We start from the raw sequence: 22,531 nt of genomic DNA on the forward strand, positions 1-22,531 counted from the left end.
ATCTGTCACTTGCCGGGGGCCAGGAAAAGCCTGCATCGAATGGATTTTTCATTCCGGCTTGACCCTTTCTTGACTGCACGGACCTCAGTCTTCACCACCGTGCACCATGGGGTCGTTGGGGGGAGCCCACAGTTACTCCGGGTGCCGGTGACGCGGCCGGCGGGAAGGGCGCGCGTCCATTCCGCCCACTTCCGGAGTCTTGCTCGTGAACAAACTGCCACAGATCACCCTGGCCTTCTGGGTGATGAAAATCTGCGCCACCACCCTGGGGGAAACCGCCGGCGACCTGCTGTCGATGACCCTGAACGTCGGCTACGCGATCAGCTCGCTGATCCTCATCAGCGTCTTCCTCGTCACCCTGGTCGGCCAGCTCGCCAGCAAGCGCCATGTGCCCTGGCTGTACTGGCTGGTGATCCTCTCCACCAGCACCGCCGGCACCACCATGTCGGACTTCATGGACCGCACCCTGGAGCTGGGCTACGCCAGCGGCTCGGCGATCCTGGTGAGCATCCTGGTGGCGATCTTCGCGGCCTGGCGCTTCAGCGGCACCTCGCTGTCGGTGGACAACATCCGCAGCTTCAAGGGCGAGATGTTCTACTGGGTGGCGATCCTCTTCTCCAACACCCTGGGCACCGCGCTGGGCGACTTCCTCGCCGACGATTCCGGCCTGGGCTTCGCCGGCGGCGCGCTGCTGATCGGCAGCCTGATCGCGGTCGTGGTCCTGCTGCACTACTTCACCAGATTGTCCTCGGTGCTGCTGTTCTGGGTTGCCTTCGTCCTCACCCGTCCGTTCGGCGCGACCCTGGGCGACTTCCTCACCAAGTCCCATGAAAAGGGCGGGCTGGACTTCGGCACCATCGGCTCCTCGGCGATCCTCGCCGGCATCCTGGTGGCGCTGGTGATCGTGGTCAGCATGCGGCAGAAGCGTGAAGAGGAATCCAGCACCGCGGTGCTGGCGTCCTGATACTCGACGCCGCTTTCCGTCGATAAGGGATGCGGTGGGCTAGCCTTGTGAAATTTGTTCTGTTATTTTTCATGAAAAATAAACAAAACAATTTCACGAGGTGGCCATGTTCCTGCGTTCGACCGAGCCGGTCGGTACTTACTATGCCGGCGCCAACCCTGAGCTGATCCAGCCGCGCGAGGTCCTGCGCGAACCGCTGGAATGCGAAGTGCTGGTGATCGGCGCCGGTTTCAGTGGCCTGCACACGGCCCTGCAACTCGCCGAAGGCGGACGCCAGGTCTGCATGATCGAAGCCAGCCGCATCGCCTGGGCCGCCTCCGGGCGCAACGGCGGCCAGGCCCTGCCGGGCTGGTCCAGCGACCTGGGGCCGATCGAAGCCGACCTCGGCCATGAAGGCGCGCTGCGCCTCTGGCAAGGCATGCTCTGGGCCGCCCACGAACTGCGCGACCTGCCGCAACGCCATGGTTTCGACTGCGACTACCGCGTCGGCCACCTGTGGACCGCCGTGCTCAAGCGCCGTGTCGGCTCGCTCTACGACTGGCAGGCCGAGGCCAATCGCCGCTGGGGCTACGAAGGCCTGCGTTTCGTACCGCGCGAGGAGCTGCCGGAGTGGATCGCCAGCGATCGCTACCAGGCCGGCCTCTATGATCCCCATTCCGCCCACCTGAACCCGCTCAAGCTGGCCTACGGCCTGGCCGGAGCCTTCGAACGCGCCGGCGGGCGCATCTTCGAGCAGACCCGCGCGCTGAGCTTCCGCGAGAACGGCAGCGGCTATGAGGTGACTACGGAGCATGGCAGCGTGCGCTGTGCCTCCCTGGTGCTGGCCTGCAACGCCTACATCGACGGGCTGGACCGCGACGTCTCCGAACGCATCCTGCCGGTGGGCACCTACCAGGTCGCCACTGCACCCCTGGGCGAAGAGCTGGCACGCTCGCTGCTGCCGAAGAACTGCTGCGTCACCGACAACCAGTTCGTCCTCGACTACTTCCGCCTGACCCCCGACCATCGCCTGCTGTTCGGCGGCGGCTGCACCTACCTGGGCGGCATGCCCAGCGATATCCGCGCCGCCACGCGCCCCTACATCGAGCGGGTATTCCCGCAGCTCAAGGGCGTGGAGCTGGAGTACGCCTGGGGCGGCCACATCGACTGCACCCTGCGCCGTACCCCGGACATCGGCCGGCGCGGCGAGCTGTACTGGCTGCAGGGCTATTCCGGCCACGGCGTGCTGCCAAGCCTGGCCGCTGCCCGCGCGGTGAGCGAGGCGATGCTGGGACGCGGCGACGAGCTTGACCTCTATCAACGCATCCGCAATCCCGGGCTCCCCGGTGGTCAGCGATTCGCTGCGCCACTGGAAGCCGTCGGCAAGGCCTGGTATCGATTGCGCGACTTTTTCTGAATCGGATTTCGCCATGACCCAGACGGTCACCAACGAACACCTTGCCACGCTGATCCGCGACCTGCGCAAGCACAAGAACCTCACCCTGGGCGCGCTGGCCGAACAGATCGGCCGCTCGGTGGGCTTCCTCTCCCAGGTCGAGCGCGGCCTGTCGCAGCCCACCGTGGCCGACCTCACCGCCATCAGCGAAGCCCTCGGGGTGCCAACCACCTACTTCTATGCCGGCGACACCCGCCGCGAGCTCGACTGGGTCACCCGCCCGGCCGATCGCCGCACCCTGTACTACGCCGGCGGCGTCACCGACATCCTCGCTTCGCCGAACATGTCCGGTGGCTTCTCCATGCTCGACAGCATCCTCGCCCCTGGCGCCACCAGCGGCGAGGGGCACCTGAACGACAGCTCGGAGCAGGGCGGTTTCGTCCTCGAAGGCGAGCTGACCATCTGGTACGAGGGCGACACCGTCACCCTGCAGGCCAACGACAGTTTCCAGTTGCCGCCGCACAGCCAGTTCCGCTACGGCAACCTCACCGACAAACCAACAAGGGTGCTCTGGATCTTCACCTGATTTCCCAAGCCAGCCCGCCAGGGTTGGTTTAGGAAAACGATCCGGCCGCGCCCGCTAAACAGGCCCTAAGCACAATGAACCGCCCAACCTATCCCGACCTGCTCAGTGAAGTCCGCGCCTTCCGTCAGCAGTACCCGGACATCCGCTATGTCGACCTGATCTGCCTGGACATCCCCGGCCACTTCTACGGCAAGCGCTACCCCGTCGACATGCTGGAGAAAGTCGCCGCCGGCAGCCCGCTGAAGCTGCCGCAGAACTGCGTCCTGCTGGGCGCGCAGGGCGGCCTGCACCCGATCGGCGATTACTGCTTCAACGACGGCGACCCGGATGCGCCGCGCCGCCTGATCCCCGGTTCGCTCAAGCCGGTGCGCTGGGAGAACCAGCCGCTGGGCCAGATGCTGATCAGTTCCGACGGCACCCACGCGCCCATCGAATTCGAACCACGCGAAGTGCTCGCCCGCGTCATGCAGCGCCTGGAATCCAAGGGCATCCGCCCGGTGGTGGCCTTCGAGCTGGAGTTCTACCTGTTCGACAAGAAGCTCGACGCCGGGCTGCCGCAGTACCCGCGCGACCCGCTGTGCGATGACGAGGACGACCAGCCGAACATGCACATCGAGCGCCTGTCGCGCTTCTCCGACGTGCTCCATGAGATCGTCGAGGCCTCCCGCGAGCAGGGCGTGGATGCCAACGTGATCACCGCCGAGATCGGCCCGGGCCAGTTCGAGATCAACTTCGCCCACTGCGACGACGGCCTGCATGCCGCCGACCAGGCCGCGCTGTTCGCCCGCGCCACCCGTGGCGTGGCGCTCAAGCACGGCTACCGCGCCAGCTTCATGAGCAAGCCCTACCTGCACGCGCCGGGCAGCGGCATGCACGTGCACGTCAGCCTGTACGACCGCGACGGCAACAACCTGCTCGAGGGCAACAATCAGCAGGCCCTGCGCCACGCCGTGGCCGGCTGCCTGGAACTGCTGCCGCACTGCATGCCGATCTTCGCCGCCAACCACAACGCCTACCGCCGCTACGGTTCGCGGGTGAACGCGGCGAGCAAGGCCAGCTGGGGCTTCGAGGACCGCGATGCGTGCATCCGCATTCCGGAGTCCGACGGCAAGAACCTGCGCATCGAACACCGCCTGGCCGGTGCCGACGCCAACCCCTACCTGGTGCTGGCGGCCATCCTCACCGGCATGGAGCACGGCCTGGAAGCCCAGCGCGAACCCATTGCCCCGCTCAACGAAGATCGCACCAGCGGCATCGACTTCCCCCGCGACATGCTCGGCGCCGTCGCCGCCATGGAAGACCATCCGGTGGTGAAGGATGGCCTGGGCAGCGAGTTCGTCTTCGTCTACTGCGAGAACAAGCGCCACGACCACCTGGACTTCATGAACGAAGTCAGCGCGCGGGAGTACCGCTGGTTCCTCTGAGCCCTCTGCTCCGAGGGTGTGCTTGACCTGTAGGACCGAGGGGGGCGCCTAGTCCTTGCTCGCGAACAAACCCCGCAGCGGGGCCCGGTTCGCGAGCAAGCTCGCTCCTACAAAAAGCTCCTTCGTCGCCCCGCCAAGCCTTAGACGCTCCGACTCCCCTCCCAGAAATGCTCCGCCAGCAGACGTAACTCCCCAGCCAACTCCGCCATGCGCGTCGCACTGCGCTGGCAGGTGCCGGCATTGGCCGCGTTGCTGTCGGCCGATCCACGGATCGCCTGCAGGCTGAGCTGCACCTCCTCGCTGGCCGCGCCCTGCTGCTCGATGGCGGTGGCGATCTCCAGGCTCATGCGCTGGATCGACGACACCTGCTCGCTGATCCGCTCCAGCGTGCCGGTGGCCTGGCCGGCCTGCTCCAGGCTGGCCAGCGCCTGCTCGCAGCAGTGCCACAGGGCGCGCACCGAGTCCTCGGCGCCGCGTTGCAGATTGCCGATCAGCCCCTGGATGTCCCGCGCGGACTCCTCGGTCCGCGAGGCGAGGGCGCGTACCTCATCGGCGACCACCGCGAAGCCGCGCCCGCTGTCGCCCGCCCGCGCCGCCTCGATGGCGGCGTTGAGCGCCAGCAGGTTGGTCTGCCCGGCGACGTCGCGGATCACTTCCAGCATCCGCGAGATCGCCTCGCTGTGCGTCTGCTGCTGCTCGACGGCGGCGCAGGCCTGGCGCACGCCGGCTTCCAGTTCCGCTAGCTGGCCACGGGTGCTGCGGACGTCGTCATGGCCGGACTGGGTGATGCGCTCGCTGCACTGAGCAGCCACGGCGCTGTGCTGCGCGTGACGTGCCACCTCCTGCACGCTCTGCGCGAGCTCGTGCATGGCGTTGGCCACCTGCTCGGTCTCGCGCTGCTGCAACTGCGTGGCCGCGCTGCCGCCGGCCATGGCGTCGGCCAGCGCCGTGGCGTGTTCGGCCAGTTGCTGCGAAGCGTCGGCCATGCGCCCGACCACCGCGGCAGTTTCCGCCTCCAGCATGCGCAGGGCGAAATCCAGCTCGCCGAACTCGTCGTCTCGCCCCGAGTACAGGCGTTGGCTCAGCGGGTTGTCGGCGATGCTCCGGGCGCGTTTGATCAACGCATCGAGCGGGCGCAGACGCAGCCACACCCAGCCGCCGGCGAGCCCCAGCGAAAGCAGGAAACCCGGTAGCACGAAGGAAGGCGAGAAGATCCCCAGCAAGGCCCCGGCCCCTTGAGCAACGCCCAATCCGACCAGCAACTGCGTCATCAGCGGCAAGCGCGGCCGGGACACTCCCGCGCCTTCCCGCAGCCCGGCGTACAGCCGCTCGGCAGCCTCTACCTGCGCGGCGCTGGGCCGCGTGCGCACCGACTGGTATTCCGCCACCCGACCGTTGCGGCGGATCGGCGTGACGAAGGCGCTGACCCAGTAGTGATCGCCATTCTTGCAGCGATTCTTCACCAGTCCCATCCAGCTGCGCCCGGCCTGCAGGGTCTGCCACAGGTGGGCGAAGGCGGCCGGCGGCATGTCCGGGTGGCGGACGCGGTTGTGGTTGAACCCCAGCAGCTCCTCGGCGCTGAAGCCGCTGATGGCGAGAAAGTCCGGGTTGACGTGGCTCACCGCGCCCTTGAGGTCGGTGGTGGAGAGAATATTGGCGTGTTCCGGGACCTCGACCTGGCGCCCGGTGACCGGCAGGTTCAGCTTCATCGCGGCAGCTCCGGGCTGTTCTCGAACAGTGCTTCCGGCGCCTGCGGCCGGCCGAACAGGAAGCCCTGGGCATAGCGGCAACCTTCCTGGTGCAGGAACTCCAGGTGCGTCTGGCGCTCGACGCCTTCGGCCACCACCTCCAGTCCCAGGCTATGGCCGAGGCCGATGATCGCCCGGCAGATGGCGCTCAGCTCCGGGTCGTCGGGCACGCGGGTGATGAAGCTGCGGTCCACCTTCAGGATGTGCAGCGGGTAGCGCTTGAGATAGCCCAGCGAGGAATAGCCGGTGCCGAAATCATCCAGCGCCAGGCGCACGCCCTGGGCGGCCAGTTCGCGCAGGCAGGCGAGGGTTTCCGCGCCGTCCTGCATCAGCAGGCTCTCGGTGATTTCCAGCACCAGGCTGCACGGCGACAGCCCGCTTTCCGCGAGGATCTGCCGGACGCGCGCGGCGAATCCCGGCTGCTGCAACTGGCGGCTCGACAGGTTCACTGAGCAGTACAGGTCCTTGCGCCCCTCGCGCTGCCAGAGCGCTGTCTGCCGGCAGGCCTGGCGCAGCACCCAGTCGCCGACCCGGACGATCTCCCCGGACTCCTCCAGCACCGGAATGAACTGCAGCGGCGACACCGCCTCGCCATTTCGACTCCAGCGTAGCAGCACCTCCACCGCCACCCAGCGGGCCTCGTCGCCGTCCAGGCGCACGATGGGTTGGTAGTTCAGGCTGAACTCCTCGTTGCGCAGCGCCTGAGCCAGCGCGCTTTCCAGTTCGAGCCGGCGCTGCGCCTCGGCCTGCAGTTCCTGGCTGAAACGCGCGTACTGCGCCTTGCCGGCCTCCTTGGCGCGGTACAGCGCCAGGTCCGCGGCCTGCAGCGTGTCGATGGCCTGGCCGTCGGTGATCAGGCCGGTGATGCCGATGCTGGCGCTGACCACCAGCGTCCGGCCGTCCACATTGAGCGGCAGGTGCAGGTAATCGAGCATGCGCTGGGCGACCTGCTCGGCGTCATTCAGGCTGGCCAGGTCATCGAGCAGCACCACGAACTCATCGCCACCGAAGCGCGCCAGGTGATCGCCCAGGCGCAGGCAGCGCAGCAGGCGCTGGGCGACCTCCACCAGCACCCGGTCGCCCACCGCGTGGCCGAGGCTGTCGTTGATCAGCTTGAAGCGGTCCAGGTCGATGAACAGCAGCGCGGACTCGCGCGCACCGGGGCGGCGCTGGCGCATCAGCGCCTGCTGCAGCAGCTCGTCCAGGCGCAGGCGGTTGGCCAGGCCGGTCAGCGGGTCGTGGCGCGCCGCGTGGCTGAGCTGGTGCTCGCTGGCCTTGCGCTGGCTGATGTCGGTCTGCGATCCGGCCATGCGCCCGTCGGTGATCACCCCACGCGCCTGCACCCAGAGATAGCCGCCGTCGCGCTGGCGGATGCGGTACTCGTGATTGAGCAGCGGGCTGCTGCCGCGCAGGTGCGCATCAATGGCCTGGCGCAGGCCCGGCAGGTCGTCCGGGTGTACGCGGGCGAACCAGCTGGTGCTGCTTTCGCCCAGGTTGTCGCGGGAGAGGCCGAGCATGCGCGCCCAGCGTTCGGAGACGTAGAGGCGGTCGTTGCCCAGGTCCCAGTCCCAGATGCCGTCATTGGCCCCGCGCAGCGCCCGGGCGAAGCGCGCCTCGCTGTCCTCCAGCGCCTGGCGCTGGGCCGCACCGTAGGTATCGATGGCCAGCGACATGTCGAAGAACACCCGCTTGAGCAGGCTGGAAAAGCTCGCCGCTTCCGGCGCATCGCCCAGCAACTCGTCGAGCATGTGCTCCAGGTACAGCCGATAGGCTCCCAGGTACCACTTCAGTTCCACGCCTACCTGCTGGTGCACCAGTCCGATGCGCAGGCGATCCCGCACATAGTCGGCGCTCTGCGGGGCGTCCCAGAGCTGGCGGTAATACTCGAACTGGCTGCGCTTGAGGCGCTCCAGCGTCGCCGGGTCGGCGAGGATCGCCGCCAGGTGGGGGAAATGGTCGAGATGGTCGTAGAGTCGATCGATGAATTGCCGGTGGCACAGATCGAGTTCACTGGCGCGTCCGTTCAACTGACGGGCATCGTCCTCGCCCCAGTTCAGGTACTCCAGGCGCTGTTCGATTTCCGTCATCGACAGGCCGATGCGCTCGAGCACGCTGTCGAGCTTCGGTCCCAGGCCCATGCTTGGCTCCTTGCGGGTGGCTGGTTTTTGTTCGGGCATGAAAAAAGCGCCGGCTCGTCAGCCGAATGAACGGCGACAAACACGGCGCTTTGTCTTGCAGGCCCACAAGTCCTGCCCGGCAAAGCCAGCTTCCGCAGCAGCGGAACGCGGGTCGGAGAGTTTTACACCAGTGCGCGCGGCCCCGACAACTCCTCCAGCGCGGTGCTGAGCCGGCGCCGCAACTCCCCCAACTCGCGCGAGCGGAAGGCATGGCGGCTGCGCTCCAGCACGCCGATGGCATCGGCCAGCAGCGCATGCAGCTGCGCCGCATCGCTCAAGGGTGCGTCCTTGAACCAGCGACACAGCGGCGCCTGCTTGCAGTCCCCGGGGCCTTCGAGCACCGCACAGGGGAGACCGTAGGCAGCCAGCAACGCACGAACCTGACGGGCCTGCGCCGGGTCCTGGGAGGTGACCAGCAGCTGCACCGGGAACCGGTGGAGAGTCATGACAAAACTCATTGGTGGCAAAAGGACATCAATTTAATGAGCTGTGCGTATTGAGCATTGATCCCCGTCATGCGCAGGTGGGTCCCGACGATGGTCGGTGTGATGCGGCTCGCATTGTGGGAGGAGAGGGGAAGCCTGGTGGGCTCGCAGCGAGGTGCGGATTTACAGGGAACGCCCCTCTTCGATGAGAGGGGCGCTAGCGGAAATTGAAGGATGAGACCGTGGTAGCCGTTGGCGCGATCTGCCCCCTCTCCCTCGGGAGAGGGCTGGGGTGAGGGGCTGGCTTCACGTCAGACTTCCATGCCGCACCCGTCATCCCCGCGAACGCGGGACGCGGCTTCATCGCGAACAACGCTTGCGCTGGCCCAGCCAGAGGATCAGCGCAGAGAGCGCAGATCCTCCTCCATCAACCGCACCGCATCGCTCCAGCGAATCCAGAGCTTGCCCCGTCAGTCCATCACGCTCATCAGCTGCCCCTCCACCTGCTCCATCTGCCTCAGCAACGCGTAGGGCGATTCGTCAGTTGCTGAGATGAGCATTCGGCCATCTCGTGAGCCGAATAGCGCACTCAATCGGCTCACTGACGTGTGGAAACGAAAAAGCCGCGCATCCGCGCGGCTTTTTGCTGAAAGGGTGGTGGGCCCACACGGACTTGAACCGTGGACCAAAGGATTATGAGTCCTCTGCTCTAACCAACTGAGCTATAGGCCCCCAGAAGGCCGGCGGATTATACCGATGCGTTTTCCGGAGCGCCAACCGAGTTCAGTGGAGTGAGGAATCGATTGGCAAAGGCGTCGGCTGGCAGCGGTGGGCTCAAGGCGTAGCCCTGGATCTGGTCGCAGCCTTCGGCTTCGAGGAAGTGTTCCTGGGCCTGGTGTTCCACGCCTTCGGCGATCACGGTGAGGTTCATGCTGCGGCCCAGGGCGATGATGGCGCGGGCGATGGCGGCGTCGTGCGGGTCGTCGGGCAGGCCGTGGACGAAGGAGCGGTCGATCTTGAGGATGTCCAGCGGTAGCTGCTTGAGGTAGCTCAGGGACGAATAGCCCGTGCCGAAGTCGTCGATGGCCAGTTGCACACCGAGGCCTTTCAGGCCGTGGAGGATGTCGAGGGCTTCTTCGGTCTGGTGCATGAGGAAGCTTTCGGTGATTTCCAGCTGCAGGCGCGAGGGCTGCAGGTGGTAGCGGGCGAGCAGGTCGCGGATGCGTTCGATGAGATGGGGCTGGCGCAGTTGCGCGCCGGCGAGGTTGACCGAGAGGGGGCCGAAGGCGGCGTGGCTGTCCTGCCAGCGGCTCATCTGCCGGCAGGCTTCGCGCAGGACCCAGTCGCCCAGCGGCAGGATCAGGCCGTTTTCCTCAGCCAGCGGGATGAAGCGGTCCGGGGATATCGCGCCGAATTGCGGATGTTTCCAGCGGATCAGGGCTTCGGCGCCGACCAGCAGGCCGCTGCCCAGCGCCAGTTTGGGTTGGTAGTAGAGCTGCAGTTGGTCGCTTTCCAGCGCGCGGCGCAGTTCGTGTTCCAGGGCCATGCGTTCGGTGGCCTGGAAAGTGAGTTCGCGGGTGTAGAACTCGACCCGATTGCGGCCCTGGGCTTTGGCGCGGTACATGGCGGCGTCGGCGTTCTTGACCAGGGTGGCGACGTCGCTGCCGTCGCCGGGGTAGAGGCAGATGCCGATGCTGGCGCTGACGAAGAATTCCTGTTCGCCGGCGATGAACGCGCTTTCGAAGCAGTGCAGCAGCTTTTTCGCGACGTGTTCGGCGTCCACCGCCTGGTGCAGGCCGGGCAGCAGGATGATGAATTCGTCGCCGCCCTGTCGGGCCACGGTGTCGATGTCACGGAGCTGATCCCGCAGGCGATGGGCGATGGATTGCAGCAGCAGGTCGCCGACCGGGTGCCCGAGGCTGTCGTTGATGTGCTTGAAGCGGTCGAGGTCAAGGAAGAGCACGGCGCCCTGGTGGTGGTCTTCCTGGGCTTCCTTGAGCGCGGTGGTCAGGCGGCTTTCGAACAGCAGGCGGTTGGGCAGGCCGGTGAGCGGGTCGTGGTGGGCCTGGTAGTCGAGCTTCGCCTGGGCGTACTTGAGCGTGGAGATGTCGGCGAACACGCCGACGTAGTGCGACAGTTCGCCGTCGGTGTTGTGCACGGCGCTGATGGTCAGCCACTCCGGGTACAGCTCGTGGTTCTTGCGGCGGTTCCAGATTTCGCCCTGCCAGTGGCCTTCAGCATTGAGCTGGTGCCAGAGGGCTATGTAGAAGCTGCTGTCGTGCTGGCCTGAGGAGAGCAGGCGCGGCGAGTGGCCGAGCGCTTCGGCTTCGCTGTAGCCGGTGATTTCGCTGAAGGCGCGGTTGACGGCGATGATGCGTTGGCTGGCGTCAGTGATCATCACGCCTTCTGCGGTGCTTTCGAAGACGGTGGCGGCCAGTTGCAGCTTTTCCTGCATCTGTTGGCGTTCGGTGATGTCGCGGGCGATGGTCAGCAGGCAGTCGTCGCTGCCGATGGTGATGCGGTGGGCGGACAGTTCGCACAGGCGCAGGCTGCTGTCGCGGGTGCGGATCTGTACGGTGAAGTCCTGCACGCGTGAATCCTGGTCGATGAAGCTGAGCAGGCGCTCGCGGTCGGCCGGGTTGGCCCAGAGCCCGAGGCTCAAGGTGGAGCTCTGGGCCACTTCGGCGCGGTCGTACCCGGTGATGCGGGTGAAGCCTTCGTTGACCTCCACCAGCCGCCCGTCGCTGATGCGGGTGATGAGCATGCCGTCGGGGGAGGCGTGGAAGGCCTTGGCGAATTTTTCCTCGGAGACGCGCAGCTGTTCCTGGGTTTGCTTGACCTGGGTGATGTTGCGCACCACCACGACCAGGGCGGGAGTGGCGTCGAGGACGATGTGCTGGGCCGAGAGCAGCCCGGTGAAGCGTTTGCCATCCCGGCGATTGAGGGGGATCTCGATGTTGTCGAGGTTCTGCCCCTGCAGGCGGGCGAGCATCGTCGGCCCCATGCCGGGTTCGCCCCAGATGCCCAGTTCGGTGGAGGTCTTGCCCAGTGCCTCGCTGGCGGCAATGCCGATCTGCTGTTCGAAGGTGCGGTTCACGGCCAGCAACCTTCCGTCGTCGCGGCGGGCGAGGACGATGATGTCCGGGCAGTGGTGGAACACCGAGGCGAACTTCTGCTCGGACAGGCGCAGTGCCTGTTCGGTCTGCTTGGCTTCAGTGATGTCGATCATCAGGCCGCGCAGGATCTGATCGTTGCCGTGCTGAATCAGTGTCACGATGTCGCGAATCCACACTACGCGACCATCGGCGGCGAGCATGCGGTAGTCGAAGCTGTGGTTGCGGCCCGCCTGGCTTTCGCTCATGCAGTAGGTAACAGCCTGCTCGGCGTCGTCCGGGTACAGGGTGCGCTGCCAGAAGCCGGGCTCCAGCCAGTCCTTGATTGGGTAGCCGAGCAGGCGTTGGGCGTGGGGGGAGACGTAGGTGAAGCGGTTTTCCGACAGGCGCATTTCCCAGGCGATGGCGGTCAGGCTCTCGACCAGGCCGCGATAGTGCTGCTCGCTGTCGCGCAGGGCCAGTTCGAGCTTTTCCCGCCGTTGCATTTCGCTGCGCAGGCGGCGGTTCATGGTGATCAGCACCAGGACGGTGAAGGCGATCAGCAGGAACACGGGGAGGGCGATGCCGAGCATTTCCCGCCAGATCGGCCGTTTATCGAGCAGGCCGCCCACCCAGGGCTCCTGCAGGGCTTCGATGTCTTCGGGTGTGAGCTCGGCGATAGCCTTGTCGATGATGCCGGCGAGGATGGCCTGGTCTTTCGGAACGGCCATCGCCAACTGGTAACGGTAAGGCGTTTCGCCACTGATCTGCACCCCTTCGAGCTTGAGCTGGCGCAGGTTCCAGATGCTGGAAGCGAGATCGCCGACGAAGGCATCAACCTGTCCCGTGGCCAGGGCCTGCAGGCCGGCGGCGATGCTGGGCAGCGGTTGCAGGCTGATATCAGGGTGGTTGTTGACCAGCAGCTCATAGGGTGCGTAATGGGCGACCACACCGACCTTCAGCCCATAGAGGTCAGTGAGGTTGCGGGGTGTGGGCCCGTCGTCGCGCGCGAGGATGATGATCGGGAAGTCGAGGTAGGGGCGGGTGAACGTCAGGTAGCTCACGCGCTCCGGCGTAGCCATGACGCCGGGGAGGATATTGATCTTCTCGTCGCGGGCCCATTGCAGGAGTTCGCCCCAGTTGGCCGGCTCCACCGGTTCCAGCTGGACGTTCAGGCGTTGGGCGATGAGGTTGGCGTAGCTGGCGGCGAGGCCCTGGTAGTGGCCGTCGCTGTCGCGGAATTCGAAGGGCGGCCAGGAGGTGTCGACGCCCAGGCGCAGGCTCGGGTGTTCCTGCAGCCAGCGCTGTTCCTCGGGTGTGAGGCTCAGGGCGAGCGCCTGCCCGGCCCAGAATGCGAGGCACCACAGTAGAACTGCCTGCAGACGCGGCATGGAGGGCCTCATTCCAGGGGGGGATTACGCCGAAGTGTAGACGTGGCACTTTGCCCAGTGGAAGGCCCCAAAGAAAAACCCCCGGTTTTCGGCCGGGGGTTCTTCATTACTCGTCGAGGAAGGAGCGTAGATGCTCGCTTCGCGACGGGTGGCGCAGCTTGCGCAGCGCCTTGGCTTCGATCTGGCGGATACGCTCACGGGTTACATCGAACTGCTTGCCGACTTCCTCGAGGGTGTGGTCGGTATTCATGTCGATGCCGAAGCGCATGCGCAGGACCTTGGCTTCGCGAGCGGTGAGGCCGGCGAGGACTTCGCGGGTGGCTTCCTTGAGGCTCTCGCTGGTCGCCACTTCGATCGGCGACTGCATGGTGGAGTCCTCGATGAAGTCGCCCAGGTGCGAATCTTCGTCGTCACCGATCGGCGTTTCCATGGAGATCGGTTCCTTGGCGATCTTCAGGACCTTGCGGATCTTGTCTTCCGGCATGTCCATGCGTTCGCCCAGCTCTTCCGGGGTCGGTTCACGGCCCATTTCCTGCAGCATCTGGCGGGAGATACGGTTGAGCTTGTTGATGGTCTCGATCATGTGCACCGGGATACGGATGGTGCGGGCCTGGTCGGCGATCGAACGGGTGATCGCCTGGCGAATCCACCAGGTGGCGTAGGTCGAGAACTTGTAGCCGCGACGGTATTCGAACTTGTCCACCGCCTTCATCAGGCCGATGTTGCCTTCCTGGATCAGGTCGAGGAATTGCAGGCCGCGGTTGGTGTACTTCTTGGCGATGGAGATCACCAGACGCAGGTTCGCCTCGACCATTTCCTTCTTGGCGCGGCGGGCTTTGGCCTCGCCGATGGACATGGCACGGTTGACGTCCTTGATCTCGGCAACGGTCAGCTGCGAGCTGGCCTCCAGGTCGACCAGCTTCTGCTGGTTGCGCAGGATGTCGTCTTTCAGACGCTCGATGGCCTCGGCGTACTTGGGCTTGCCCTTGAGTACGGTGTCGACCCAGGCGGTGTCGGTTTCGTGGCCGGGGAACTGGCGCAGGAAATCGGCACGCGGCATGCGGGCATCACGCACGCACAGCTGCATGATGGCGCGTTCCTGACGACGGACGCTGTCCAGCGAATCACGGACCTTGGCGACCAGTACGTCGAACTGCTTGGGCACCAGCTTGATCGGCATGAACAGTTCGGCCAGGGCGAGCAGTTCCTCGCTGGCCTGCTTGCTGCCGCGGCCGTGCTTCTTCAGAGCCTTCTTGGCCTTGTCCAGCTGCTCGGAGACTGCACCGAAACGACGGGCGGCTTCTTCCGGGTCCGGACCGCCATCGCCTTCGTCGTCGTCGGAGCTTTCGCCGTCGCCTTCTTCGTCTTCTTCGTCGTCCTTGGCCTTTGCATCGGCGCTGTCGTCTTTCAGGTCGACAGGCTCGACTTCCTCGGCCGGCAGGCTGCCGTCATCGGGGTCGATGTAGCCGCTCAGGACGTCGGACAGGCGACCGCCTTCGGTGACCACGCGGTTGTATTCTTCGAGGATGCCGTCCACCGCGCCCGGGAACTGGGCGATGGCGCTCATCACTTCGCGGATGCCTTCCTCGATGCGCTTGGCGATTTCGATCTCGCCTTCGCGGGTCAGCAGTTCCACGGTACCCATTTCGCGCATGTACATGCGCACCGGGTCGGTCGTGCGGCCGACGTCGCTCTCCACCGCGGCCAGGGCGGCTGCGGCTTCTTCGGCGGCGGCTTCGTCGGTATCGGTCTCCGCCAGCAACAGGGCATCCGCATCCGGGGCTGTCTCGAATACGTTGATCCCCATGTCGTTGATCATGCGGATGATGTCTTCCACCTGTTCCGGATCGGAAATATCCTCCGGCAGGTGGTCGTTGACCTCTGCGTAAGTCAGGTAGCCCTGCTCACGACCACGGGTGATCAACTCTTTGAGACGAGATTGCTGTTGCGCTTTTCCGGACATAACACCCTATCCACTGAAGGTCTTGGCGGGCTGAAATTAAGCCGAGGATTATACCAGATTCGAGGCTTCAGGCGCCAGTTCAGCTCTGGGCGCCTGATGAAGAGGCGGTGCTGTAGTGCTCCCGCAATAACGCTTTCTCTTCGTCGGTCAGTTCACTGGGACTCTTTCGCAGCACGCTTTGCAGGCGGGCTTCGCGGCTGCTGAGCAGTTGGTTGTGTGCAAGTGTAGTAATGGTGTCGCGGAACTGCTTTTCAAGATTGTCCTGACCGATCAGCCATTCTTTCCCCGCCAGCACCTGTAGCAGGCGCCCTTGGGGCGTTCCGTGCCAGCGCGCGATGAGGTGCATCGAGCCCTGTTTCGGATTCTTCTGCAGTGCTTCGACCAGTGCTGCGAGCAACTGCGAGTAAGTCTGTCCTTCGTTGGCGAAGTGGCTGGCATCCTCGACCTTCTGCGCCAGCTGCGGATGGTGCAGCAGGGTCCGCAGGGCGGTCAGGGTCGGCGATTCGACGCTGATCTCGGTGCGCGGTTGGCGCGGCGTGAAGTCGCCTTTGCGGCCTTTGCCGTCCCACTTGCGATCGCCTTTCCAGGGCTTCTTGCCCGGCTTGCCGCCGCCATTGCCAGCGGGAAAATCCTTCGGCGCCTCGAAGTAGTTCGAAGCATCCTGGTAGTGGTTGTCGCCGTGGTCGGCGAACTGGCCCATGTCGTAGTCGGCGTACTCGTGGGCGTGCTGCTCCGGGCCGTGCGAGGGGGCGGTGGCGCCATGGCTGGCCTGGCCGGAACGTGGCGCGCTGATCTGGTTGAGCGCGTCGCTCGATAGTCCGGTGATCTCGCCCAGGCGCTGGCGCATCAGCAGGCGCAGGGTGTTGCCGGGGATCTTCTCCAGCAGCGGCCCGGCCAGGGTTGCCAGGTGCGCCTTGCCTTCCAGCGTGCTGGGATCAGCTTCCTGGGTCAGCTGCTGGAAGAAGTAGTCGGCCAGCGGCTGGGCCTGGTGGGCGAGGCGGGCACGGAAGGCGTCGGGGCCTTCCGCGCGCACCAGGCTGTCCGGGTCTTCACCTTCGGGCAGGAACAGGAAGCGCACCTTGCGCCCGTCCTGCAGGTTGCTCAGCGCCGATTCCAGTGCGCGCCAGGCAGCGTTGCGGCCGGCCTGGTCTCCGTCGAAGCAGAACAGGATGTTCGGCACGATGCGGAACAGGCGCTTGATGTGTTCTTCGCTGGTGGCCGTGCCCAGGGTCGCCACCGCGTTGCGGATACCCTGCTGCGCCAGGGCGATGACGTCCATGTAGCCTTCGACCACCATGATCTCGTCGAGATCCCGGTTGTTCTTCCGTGCTTCGAACAGGCCGTAGAGTTCCTGGCCCTTGTGGAAGACCGGGGTTTCCGGCGAGTTCAGGTATTTGGGTTTGTCGTCGCCCAGCACCCGGCCGCCAAAGGCGATCACCCGGCCACGGCTGTCGCGGATGGGGAAGATCACCCGGTCGCGGAAGCGGTCGTAGCGCTTACCGCTGTCGGGGTTTTCCACCAGCAGACCTGCGTCGAGCATGGCCTTGAGCTGCAGACTGTCGCCGCCCAGGTTCTTCAGCAGGTTGTCCCAGCCCGGCGGGGCGAAGCCCAGGCCGAAGTCGCGGGCGATCTCGCCGGTCAGGCCGCGGCCCTTGAGGTATTCCACGGCGGCCTTGCGTGCCGGGTGGCTTTTCAGTGCCTGCCGATAGAAGTCTGCGGCGGCGCTGAGCAGCGGGTAGAGCGGCGAATCGACCGGTTGGCGGGGCTTGTTGCCGCGTCGGCCTTCCTCGCGGGGCACGTCCATGCCGGCGCGCTTGGCCAGGTCCTCGACCGCCTGGACGAAGTCCAGCTGGTCGTGGTCCATGATGAAGCCGAGCGCGTTGCCGCCGGCGCCGCAGCCGAAGCAGTAGTAGAACTGCTTGTCGGGGCTGACGGTGAAGGAGGGGGTCTTCTCCTTGTGGAACGGGCAGCAGGCGCTGTAGTTCTTGCCGGTCTTCTTCAGCTGGATGCGCGAGCTCACCACATCGAGAATGTCGGTGCGGTTGAGCAGGTCATCGATGAAGGATTGTGGAATCAGGCCGGCCATAGACTCATCGGAACGCAGGGTGGACCCAAGCATAGCCGTGAGCGGCTAGTCGTGGGCTTGCAAAATAAGCATGGGCTGGAAAAGCAAAAAACTCCGAAGTTCGCGAAAGCGAATCGGAGTGATCGTGCCTTGTTTCAGGCACTCGCCCGGCGAGTGGGCCGGGCGATGCGGAAAGCGTGCGACGTAGCGCTGTAACTCAGTACAGGCGCTCGCGGCGGCGCTGCTCGCGCTGCACTTTCTTGGCGTGACGCTTAACAGCGGCAGCGGCCTTGCGCTTACGCTCGGCGGTCGGCTTTTCGTAGAACTCGCGGCTACGGACTTCGGCCAGTACGCCTGCTTTTTCGCAGGAGCGCTTGAAACGACGCAGGGCTACGTCGAAGGGTTCGTTCTCTTTAACTTTGACGGCGGGCATCCAGGTCGTACCTTCAATGATTACCGGGGGTTTATCGCGCTCCTGACAGTTGGTTCGGGAGTCGGCGGTTTTCAAGGGTTGCGGATATTAAACGTTCGGGCGAAGGAATGCAAAGCCTCCGATCGAAAAGCGCTGGTCCGAAGCCAAGCCGGCGATTATGATGCGCGGCTTCAATTTTGCCCAGAGTAAAGGCTCAAACCCATGCGAGTGCTGGGGTTGGAAACCTCCTGCGACGAAACCGGCGTCGCACTTTACGACAGCGAAAAAGGCCTGCTGGCCGACGCGCTGTTCAGCCAGATCGACCTGCACCGCGTGTACGGCGGCGTGGTCCCCGAGCTGGCTTCCCGTGACCACGTCAAGCGCATGCTGCCGTTGATCCGCCAGGTGCTGGACGAGTCCGGCTGCACGGCGGAAGACATCGACGCCATCGCCTACACCGCCGGTCCCGGCCTGGTCGGGGCGCTGCTGGTCGGCGCTTCCTGCGCCCAGGCCATGGCATTTGCCTGGGGCGTGCCGGCCGTCGGCGTGCACCATATGGAAGGCCATCTGCTGGCGCCGATGCTGGAAGAGCAGCCACCGAAGTTTCCGTTCGTCGCCTTGTTGGTCTCCGGCGGTCATACCCAGCTGGTTCGGGTCGATGGCATCGGTCGCTACCAGCTGCTTGGCGAGTCGGTGGACGACGCCGCCGGTGAAGCCTTCGACAAGACTGCGAAGCTGCTCGGCCTGGGTTATCCCGGTGGTCCGGAGATCGCTCGCCTGGCCGAGCGTGGCACCGCTGGTCGCTTCGTCTTCCCGCGGCCGATGACGGATCGCCCCGGCCTGGATTTCAGCTTCAGCGGCCTGAAGACCTTCGCCCTGAACACCTGGCAGCGTTGTGTGGCCGAAGGTGACGACAACGAGCAGACCCGCTGCGATATCGCCCTGGCGTTCCAGACCGCCGTGGTGGAAACCCTGACCATCAAGTGCCGCCGCGCGCTCAAGCAGACGCACCTCAAGAGCCTGGTGATCGCCGGTGGCGTGAGCGCCAACCAGGCGCTGCGCCAGCATCTGGAGAAGATGCTCGGCGAGATGAAAGGCCAGGTGTTCTACGCCCGCCCGCGCTTCTGCACCGATAACGGCGCGATGATCGCCTATGCTGGCTGCCAGCGGCTGTTGGCCGGTCAGAAAGATGGTCCCTCGATCGGCGTGCAGGCGCGCTGGCCAATGGAGTCGCTGCCGGCTGTCTGAATAATGAAGCTGCAAACGACGCGGCACATGCTCTGAGCGGCATGGGCCGTTTTTTCGCTTGCAGCGCGGTTTGCCGGACAGGAAGCTGGCAGATCAGAAGTGACGTTCGCGTCCGGCGATGAGATCGCGCAGGTTGCTGCGGTGACGCCAGACGATCAGGCCGGTGAGTACGGTCATCGGCAGTAGCGCTGAAGGTTCCTGCCAGGCCAGCAGCGGCAGGGTCAGTGGCGTGGCCACCAGGGATGCGAGCGAGCTGGTGCGCGAGAGCTTGAAGGTGAGCAGCCAGGTGGCTGCCGCGAGCAGCGCAGCCGGCGGGTAGAGCGCCAGCAGCATGCCGGCGGCGGTGGCGACGCCCTTGCCGCCACGGAAGTTGAAGTACAGCGGATAGAGGTGGCCGATCACGGCGGCCAGTCCGATCCAGGCCTGTTCCACATCGGTCAGGCCGATCAGTCGGGCGATGAGTACGGGGAGCAGCCCCTTGGCGAGGTCGCCGAGCAGGGTGAGGATGGCGATCTTCTTGCCGGCCAGGCGCAGCATGTTGGTGGCGCCGGGGTTGCCCGAGCCGCTGGCGCGCGGGTCGGCGGTGCCGAACAGGCGACTGAGGAGTACCGCGAAGGACAGTGATCCGAGCAGGTAGGCGAGGATCGCCAAGAACCAGAACATGGTTTCCACCGGAGACGAGGTCGTTTCCGATTCTAACGGGGCGCCGGCCGATTGTCGTGTCGCCTTGGAGCATGCAGTCAGTGGACAGAGTTTTCATCGAGGGGCTGGAAGTGGACACCGTGATTGGCGTCTACGACTGGGAACGGGGTATCCGGCAGTGCTTGCGCCTGGACCTGACGCTGGGCTGGGATAACCGCCCGGCGGCGGCCGACGACGACATCGCCAAGGCCCTGGACTACGCCGTGCTCTCCGAACGGGTCATGGCGTTCGCCCGTGATGCGCATTTCCAGCTGGTGGAAACCTTTGCCGAGCGCCTGGCTGCGTTGCTGATGGCGGAATTCGGCATCCACTGGCTGCGCCTGAAAGTCACCAAGCCCGGCGCCGTCGCGGCGGCCATCGGCGTGGGTGTGGAGATCGAACGCGGATGCCGCTGACGACGGTATACCTGGGCCTGGGCAGCAATTTCGAGCGCGAGCGCCATCTGCTCGCGGGGCTCGAGGCGCTGGATGGCTTCCTTGAGGATATCCGTTGCTCGCCAGTGTTCGAGAGCGAGCCGGTGGGTATTCGCAGCGGTCCCTTCTACAACTTCGTGATCGTGGCGCGCACCGAGCTGCCGCTGGCGGAGCTGAGCCTGCGCCTGAAGCATATCGAGGCGGACAACGGCCGCTATGCACCGGAGCGCAAGGGCCTGCCGCTGGATATCGATGTGCTGCTGTATGGCGACCTGCATGGCGAGTTCGACGGTCTGACGCTGCCGCGCGCCGAGGTGCTGAAGAATGCCTTCGTACTCTGGCCGCTGGCGTTGCTGGCGCCGCAGTTGAAGCATCCGGGCGTGCAGCGTTCGTTTGCCGAGCTGTGGGCTGAGGCGCGGATCGACCAGCGGCTCTGGCCTGTGCCGTTCCAGTGGCGCGGTGCGGAGCTGACCCCGGCGGCGCTGCTTGAGGCGCATCCGGCGGCTTGAACTGCCTGGCTCTTCGTAGGAGCGAGCTTGCTCGCGAACCGCATATCACCGGGCTTATCGGTGAGATTGTTCGCGAGCAGGCTCGCTCCTGCAGGGTTTCTCCGCTGATTCAGTTTGCGTAGTTTTCCTTATAGGCCTTCAGGGCATTCAGACGCTCGCGCTTGAGCGCTTCGCCCAGTTCGGCACCCTTGTATCCCTTTTCCAGCAATGGCTGCACCGCGACCGCACGGGCGGCCTGTGCCGCACCGCGCAGGTAGTCCGCCTGCGGATATTCACGCTGTTCCAGCCCGTGGCGGCCACGGGCATCCATCTCGCTGGCCTGGAGGAATTCGTCGAAGCGCTGTGGGCGGCGGTAGACGTCGAACGCTTGCAGCAGCTCCAGGATCGTGTTCGGCCGCAGCTCCAGCGCGCGGTGGCAGTGGGTGTGGTACTCGCCGACCAGTCGCGCCAGTTCCTGGCATTCACGCGGCACCTTGAAGCGCGCGTTGATCGCATCGATCAGCGGCAGGCCGAGGTGTTCGTGGGCATGGTGTTTGGGCCAGTCCTCCTGGCGCGTCTCCCCCTTGCCGACGTCGTGTACCAGGCTGGCCCAGCGCACGCTGAGCGGCTGGTCGTGTTCGGCGCACTGGCGCAGGACGGCGAGTACGTGTTCCCCGGTATCCACTTCCGGGTGGTGTTCGGGGGGTTGCGGCACGCCGAACAGCGCATCGACTTCCGGCATCAGCACGGCGAGGGCCCCGCAGTCGCGCAGGACCTGGATGAATACGTCCGGGCGCGACTCCATCAAGGCGCGGGAAATTTCCTTCCAGCTGCGTTCGGCGGTCAGTGCTTCCAGTTCGCCGGATTCGGACAGCTCGCGCATCAGCGCCAGGGTTTCCGGCGCCACGCTGAAGCCCAGCGGCGCGTAGCGGGCGGCGAAGCGGGCGACGCGCAGCACGCGCAGCGGGTCTTCGGCGAAGGCGGGGGAGACGTGGCGCAGCAGCCGGGCCTGGAGGTCCTTTTGGCCGCCGTAGGGGTCGACCACGTTGCCCTGGTCGTCCTCGGCCATGGCGTTGATGGTCAGGTCGCGGCGGATCAGGTCTTCTTCCAGGGTGACGTCGGGGCTGGCGTAGAAGGTGAAGCCGCCGTAGCCGCGCCCGCTTTTGCGCTCGGTGCGGGCGAGGGCGTACTCCTCGCCGGTCTTCGGGTGGAGGAATACCGGGAAGTCGGCGCCCACCGGGCGGTAGCCCTGGGCGAGCATCTCGTCGGCGCTGGCGCCGACCACCACCCAGTCGGTATCGCTGAAGGGTTGGCCGAGCAGGCGGTCGCGTACGGCGCCGCCCACCTTGTAGATCTGCATGAAGCTGTCTCCTGTTCTGGGGGATAGCTTCGGGGTTTGCGGCGAGTGGGGCAAGCTCGGTGGCTTCTGGGGATAGAGGCGGTTCGCGAGCAAGCTCGCTCCTACAACAGCCGGGGTTTGCCCCGTTTGTAGGAGCGAGCTTGCTCGCGAACGGGTGCGACGCGCACCTAGGGCGTAGCGGCGGGCACCTGCTGGAGCAGCGCGCCGACGGCGTCCTGCAGCAGGGCGTCGCTGACGTGGGCAGGGCTGAGGCCGGTGCTGACGGTGCCTTCCCAGAGCGTCTGTTCCTGCGCATCGGTCAGGCGCAGGCGCAAGGTGCCGGTCTCATCGCGCAGGCGATGGATGGCGAGATAGGGCCCCAGCGGATTGGGCGGCGGGGTGTCGACCTTGAACTCCAGCGGCACGTCCTGCAGGGCCAGCCAGTAGTAGACGCGGATCTGCGGCGTGGCGCTTTCCCGGTAGCCGCGTTCGATCAGACCCTGGCGCACCTGGGCATTGATCAGCGGGTAGCGGTTGCGGTAGGGCAGGGCGTCGACGGCACTCTCCGGCGGCATCAGCTGGAAGTCGCGCAGGCTCGACAGGCGCGCGTCGGCCGGATGGGAGACCTGGGCCCGCGGCACCTGGTTGGTGCAGGTCGCGACGGCAAGGCAGAGCAGCAGGATGGCGAACAGGCGCATGGCGATCTCCACGGGGAGTCT

General features: G+C 65.7%; 17 protein-coding genes and 1 tRNA gene. 7 read left to right on the forward strand and 11 right to left on the reverse strand.

From position 1 onward, the window contains the following. Positions 1–205 precede the first annotated feature (205 nt). The 4 genes from SD196_RS02485 (at position 206) to SD196_RS02500 (ending at position 4,349) form a co-directional block, all read left to right on the forward strand. Entirely contained in the window at positions 206–964 is a 759-nt protein-coding gene (locus SD196_RS02485; protein ID WP_275609893.1) for a hypothetical protein, read from the forward strand. A 106-nt stretch (positions 965–1,070) separates the two neighbouring features. Beyond that, positions 1,071–2,360, forward strand: a complete 1,290-nt coding sequence (locus SD196_RS02490) for an NAD(P)/FAD-dependent oxidoreductase (protein WP_416311030.1) — start codon at positions 1,071–1,073, stop codon at positions 2,358–2,360. 13 nt (positions 2,361–2,373) lie between these two features. After that, entirely contained in the window at positions 2,374–2,925 is a 552-nt protein-coding gene (locus SD196_RS02495) for a helix-turn-helix domain-containing protein (protein WP_275609895.1), read from the forward strand. 74 nt (positions 2,926–2,999) lie between these two features. Beyond that, positions 3,000–4,349: a glutamine synthetase family protein gene (locus tag SD196_RS02500; RefSeq protein WP_343578178.1), complete on the forward strand. Its 1,350-nt coding sequence runs from the start codon at positions 3,000–3,002 to the stop codon at positions 4,347–4,349. A gap of 140 nt (positions 4,350–4,489) precedes the next feature. Here the strand turns inward: SD196_RS02500 and SD196_RS02505 are convergent, their stop codons facing one another. From SD196_RS02505 to rpsU, 8 genes are all read right to left on the reverse strand, one after another. After that, a complete protein-coding gene (locus SD196_RS02505; protein WP_343578179.1) occupies positions 4,490–6,058 on the reverse strand; it encodes a methyl-accepting chemotaxis protein in 1,569 nt (522 codons plus the stop codon). Continuing rightward, positions 6,055–8,235: a putative bifunctional diguanylate cyclase/phosphodiesterase gene (locus tag SD196_RS02510; RefSeq protein WP_343578180.1), complete on the reverse strand. Its 2,181-nt coding sequence runs from the start codon at positions 8,233–8,235 to the stop codon at positions 6,055–6,057. The genes SD196_RS02505 and SD196_RS02510 overlap by 4 nt, the downstream gene beginning before the upstream one ends. Positions 8,236–8,396: 161 nt before the next feature. Further along, positions 8,397–8,720 (reverse strand): hypothetical protein, encoded by a 324-nt coding sequence (locus tag SD196_RS02515; protein WP_343578181.1) that lies wholly within the window; start codon positions 8,718–8,720, stop codon positions 8,397–8,399. Positions 8,721–9,354: 634 nt separating this feature from the next. Then, positions 9,355–9,431, reverse strand: a tRNA-Ile gene (locus SD196_RS02520). A 16-nt stretch (positions 9,432–9,447) separates the two neighbouring features. Next, complete coding sequence (locus SD196_RS02525) at positions 9,448–13,182, reverse strand: bifunctional diguanylate cyclase/phosphodiesterase (protein WP_416311031.1); 3,735 nt, start codon at positions 13,180–13,182, stop codon at positions 9,448–9,450. Between the two features lie 106 nt (positions 13,183–13,288). Continuing rightward, complete coding sequence (gene rpoD / locus SD196_RS02530; RefSeq protein WP_275609914.1) at positions 13,289–15,145, reverse strand: RNA polymerase sigma factor RpoD; 1,857 nt, start codon at positions 15,143–15,145, stop codon at positions 13,289–13,291. A gap of 79 nt (positions 15,146–15,224) precedes the next feature. After that, positions 15,225–17,231, reverse strand: a complete 2,007-nt coding sequence (gene dnaG / locus SD196_RS02535; protein WP_416311032.1) for a DNA primase — start codon at positions 17,229–17,231, stop codon at positions 15,225–15,227. Positions 17,232–17,427: 196 nt separating this feature from the next. Further along, positions 17,428–17,643: a 30S ribosomal protein S21 gene (gene rpsU / locus SD196_RS02540; protein WP_003085057.1), complete on the reverse strand. Its 216-nt coding sequence runs from the start codon at positions 17,641–17,643 to the stop codon at positions 17,428–17,430. 201 nt (positions 17,644–17,844) lie between these two features. Here rpsU and tsaD point away from each other — a divergent pair, with 201 nt between their 5' ends. Then, positions 17,845–18,870, forward strand: a complete 1,026-nt coding sequence (gene tsaD / locus SD196_RS02545; RefSeq protein ID WP_416311033.1) for a tRNA (adenosine(37)-N6)-threonylcarbamoyltransferase complex transferase subunit TsaD — start codon at positions 17,845–17,847, stop codon at positions 18,868–18,870. Between the two features lie 93 nt (positions 18,871–18,963). On the opposite strand, the gene plsY is transcribed toward tsaD, so the two are convergent. Next, positions 18,964–19,533, reverse strand: a complete 570-nt coding sequence (gene plsY / locus SD196_RS02550) for a glycerol-3-phosphate 1-O-acyltransferase PlsY (RefSeq protein ID WP_416311034.1) — start codon at positions 19,531–19,533, stop codon at positions 18,964–18,966. Between the two features lie 80 nt (positions 19,534–19,613). Here plsY and folB point away from each other — a divergent pair, with 80 nt between their 5' ends. Then, on the forward strand, positions 19,614–19,967 hold the full coding sequence (folB, locus tag SD196_RS02555; protein WP_331319920.1) for a dihydroneopterin aldolase: 354 nt from the start codon (positions 19,614–19,616) through the stop codon (positions 19,965–19,967). Beyond that, entirely contained in the window at positions 19,958–20,494 is a 537-nt protein-coding gene (gene folK, locus SD196_RS02560; protein WP_275609918.1) for a 2-amino-4-hydroxy-6-hydroxymethyldihydropteridine diphosphokinase, read from the forward strand. Before folB ends, folK begins: the two co-directional genes overlap by 10 nt. 109 nt (positions 20,495–20,603) lie before the next feature. On the opposite strand, the gene SD196_RS02565 is transcribed toward folK, so the two are convergent. Both SD196_RS02565 and SD196_RS02570 read right to left on the reverse strand, forming a co-directional pair. Continuing rightward, positions 20,604–21,833, reverse strand: coding sequence for a multifunctional CCA addition/repair protein (locus tag SD196_RS02565; protein WP_343578198.1), 1,230 nt, complete (start codon positions 21,831–21,833; stop codon positions 20,604–20,606). Between the two features lie 167 nt (positions 21,834–22,000). Then, complete coding sequence (locus SD196_RS02570) at positions 22,001–22,510, reverse strand: DUF4136 domain-containing protein (protein ID WP_416311710.1); 510 nt, start codon at positions 22,508–22,510, stop codon at positions 22,001–22,003. Positions 22,511–22,531: the final 21 nt, after the last annotated feature.

It is taken from the genome of Pseudomonas macauensis (assembly GCF_047902425.1).
Taxonomy (GTDB): domain Bacteria; phylum Pseudomonadota; class Gammaproteobacteria; order Pseudomonadales; family Pseudomonadaceae; genus Pseudomonas.

What these genes read in the sequence shown, in the direction of transcription:
- folK (WP_275609918.1), top strand. Translation starts at nt 19,958, where the DNA reads ATGCCGCTGACGACGGTATACCTGGGCCTGGGCAGCAATTTCGAGCGC.
- rpsU (WP_003085057.1), bottom strand. Translation starts at nt 17,643, where the DNA reads ATGCCCGCCGTCAAAGTTAAAGAGAACGAACCCTTCGACGTAGCCCTG.
- SD196_RS02570 (WP_416311710.1), bottom strand. Translation starts at nt 22,510, where the DNA reads ATGCGCCTGTTCGCCATCCTGCTGCTCTGCCTTGCCGTCGCGACCTGC.
- SD196_RS02505 (WP_343578179.1), bottom strand. Translation starts at nt 6,058, where the DNA reads ATGAAGCTGAACCTGCCGGTCACCGGGCGCCAGGTCGAGGTCCCGGAA.
- SD196_RS02490 (WP_416311030.1), top strand. Translation starts at nt 1,071, where the DNA reads ATGTTCCTGCGTTCGACCGAGCCGGTCGGTACTTACTATGCCGGCGCC.
- rpoD (WP_275609914.1), bottom strand. Translation starts at nt 15,145, where the DNA reads ATGTCCGGAAAAGCGCAACAGCAATCTCGTCTCAAAGAGTTGATCACC.
- dnaG (WP_416311032.1), bottom strand. Translation starts at nt 17,231, where the DNA reads ATGGCCGGCCTGATTCCACAATCCTTCATCGATGACCTGCTCAACCGC.
- SD196_RS02515 (WP_343578181.1), bottom strand. Translation starts at nt 8,720, where the DNA reads ATGACTCTCCACCGGTTCCCGGTGCAGCTGCTGGTCACCTCCCAGGAC.
- SD196_RS02510 (WP_343578180.1), bottom strand. Translation starts at nt 8,235, where the DNA reads ATGGGCCTGGGACCGAAGCTCGACAGCGTGCTCGAGCGCATCGGCCTG.
- plsY (WP_416311034.1), bottom strand. Translation starts at nt 19,533, where the DNA reads ATGTTCTGGTTCTTGGCGATCCTCGCCTACCTGCTCGGATCACTGTCC.
- SD196_RS02565 (WP_343578198.1), bottom strand. Translation starts at nt 21,833, where the DNA reads ATGCAGATCTACAAGGTGGGCGGCGCCGTACGCGACCGCCTGCTCGGC.
- SD196_RS02525 (WP_416311031.1), bottom strand. Translation starts at nt 13,182, where the DNA reads ATGCCGCGTCTGCAGGCAGTTCTACTGTGGTGCCTCGCATTCTGGGCC.
- tsaD (WP_416311033.1), top strand. Translation starts at nt 17,845, where the DNA reads ATGCGAGTGCTGGGGTTGGAAACCTCCTGCGACGAAACCGGCGTCGCA.
- SD196_RS02500 (WP_343578178.1), top strand. Translation starts at nt 3,000, where the DNA reads ATGAACCGCCCAACCTATCCCGACCTGCTCAGTGAAGTCCGCGCCTTC.
- SD196_RS02495 (WP_275609895.1), top strand. Translation starts at nt 2,374, where the DNA reads ATGACCCAGACGGTCACCAACGAACACCTTGCCACGCTGATCCGCGAC.